The organism is Waltera sp. (assembly GCF_046969025.1).
GTDB classification, from domain to species: Bacteria; Bacillota; Clostridia; order Lachnospirales; family Lachnospiraceae; genus Acetatifactor; species Acetatifactor acetigignens.
Map to the genome: position 1 here is coordinate 1 of NZ_JBKVQF010000048.1, position 2,273 is coordinate 2,273.

General features: G+C 45.5%; 1 protein-coding gene and 1 pseudogene. Both read right to left on the minus strand.

The features are described 5' to 3' along the window. Window positions 1-1,906 (minus strand): annotated as a pseudogene (locus tag ACLTOH_RS15170) (DNA methylase); the annotation flags it as partial. Between the two features lie 23 nt (window positions 1,907-1,929). Then, a partial coding sequence (locus tag ACLTOH_RS15175) for a TnpV protein (RefSeq protein ID WP_138344303.1) occupies window positions 1,930-2,273 on the minus strand: 344 nt, incomplete at its 5' end.

Genomic DNA, 2,273 nt, shown 5'->3' on the forward strand with positions numbered 1-2,273 from the left:
TTTCCAGGCACCGGAACACATCGGCAGTTGGTGCATTGCTGACTGCATAAAACTCCTCATAAGAATACTTTGGGAAATCTTCTGTATGATAGGTTGATAAATGCAGTTCTGTATTGGAACGGGTCTGTGCAACCAGATCTTTTCCTTCTATTCCTTCCGGCAATATCCCTACTGCTTCAAAGTGATACCCCTGATATTCAAAAACACCCTCATCCCAGGACTCTGCAAGTTCTTCTGCGGTTTTAGCTGTTACCTCTTCTTCTGGTTCTTTCTGTTCCTGTTCCTCAGAAGTTTCTATTATTTCCTGCTCCTGACTCTCTGAAATAGATTCTTCGGCAGTAACCTCTTCCTCTTCTATTTTCTCCACATCTGACATATCTACTACGGTCGTTTCTGTCACTGCCTTTGTATCCAAGAAATCAAACATGGTCATCTGGTGTCCGGATGCTTCCGCAAAAGATGGTTCTGCTTCCGGTGTTGGGAATATCGTATAGGTTCCTTCTGCATACTGGTGGAGTTCCGAAAGAAGTTCTGTTTTCTGCTGGTAGTTTGTCCCATACGCCTCAAAATCCAATGGAAGAGCTGCCAATGCTGCATCCATCTTCTGTAACAGTTCTTCTGTCTGCTCTGGATTCTCTAATACTGCCTCCATTTCTTTTCCTGGTTTTTCCCAGAAGAAGTCATCCGTAAATGGTCTGTCTATCTCTTCCGGAAGACGGTCATAAAAACGGAGTACCTTATTTGCCATCTGCTCCCTCTCATATTCCGGCATACGAGCATAATCTTCTGCCTGCAGGAACTGGTCATTCTTTATCAGATAAGCTACTCTGTTTGCAACTTTATTCCAGGACAATAAAATTGACGTAAACGGATTCCCATAAGCACCTCTTGCAAGAAACAAGCCTTTTCCATCATAGTTTGCGTGTGAATCATCGGCACCAGACAGTGCATGACTGCTTCCACCGATTCCATACTGTTCCTTGATAAAACCTGTCCTCGATCTTTCATCTTCATGCAGCAGATAAAAGGAATACGTCCTAAGCCTGCCCTGCGAATACGCTCCACCTCCTGCAAGATAAGCATCAATCTCATCCTGTGTAATGAACATCGGATGTTCTTTCCAGGCAAACCCGTCCCTTGCCTGATATGGGATGACCTCATCCGCAAACTTCTGAAACTGCTTTGAGATGTTTACAGGATTATAATGATGGAAACGCATAATGGAATGATTTTCTTCATAGGCTTCTGCCAGTGCTTCCAGTCTTTCATTTAGTTCCGAAAGCCACTGGGGATCCTCCAGCTTTTCTTCCAGATAATCTGTGATCTCCGGATAGATACTGCGAAGATGTGGTAAGTCCTCTTCGTCAAAAACAATCTCGGCTACTCCTTCTGCCATATCGCCTTTCATATAGGCAAGAGCCTGGGCGTGTTCTTTTACTGCATTACTTCTTGCCGCATCCAATACAGACTGTGGTGCATATTCACCCTGGTCTAAAAGCTGATGGATACGTCCGCTGACATCTTCCCATGATAAAAATGCCTTATCTAAAATTTGGTCTGTGACCGTATGCCCTACTGCAATCTGCATCCCGGTTTCATCAAACCAGACCGAATATTCATTTCCATCAATCTGAAACCCTTTTCCGCCTTCTCGGTATTCACGTTTCACAAACTCCGTATATTCCTCCGGGGTCTGTTCGCTCATAAAATTGTAGATGATACGAAGCTGACTACCCGCCCGGTTTCCTCCTGTCCGTAAAATCTCATCGACAACGCTCTCTGGTATCGGAATCTCCCCGGCATAAAGGGCAGCTGCCCTTTCCTCTATCTGCCGCCTTTGCTCATTTGCGGTGGGATATTCGGGCAAAGATAAAGCAGAGGCGATTTCTTCCTCTGCTTTACTCAATCCATCTTCTCTTGTATCTTCGACTAACTGTATACCAATTCCGTCAAGATGCTCTCTTCCGCTGTTGCCATCAGTGCGTTCATGTGTGCCGTCCATGCCATCGGATCTGCTTCCTTGTCCGGTGCCGGATTCTTCTCCAGCAATTTCTCCATCTGGCAGTCCATTCTCTCCTGTGCTGCTTTCTCGATCTGCTCCAGATGACGGTTCAGCTTCCCAGTCAGGAACAGGCTCTGATAAAGACTGTTCTTGTGTTCTTTCAGAAATGTCCTCCGCAGCATCCCGTATTTCCCGATCGTCACTTCTTCCTCTTCGACGGTCAGATTCGGAAACAGGTAATCTCCCTTGCGATGATATGTCAGTTCCATAA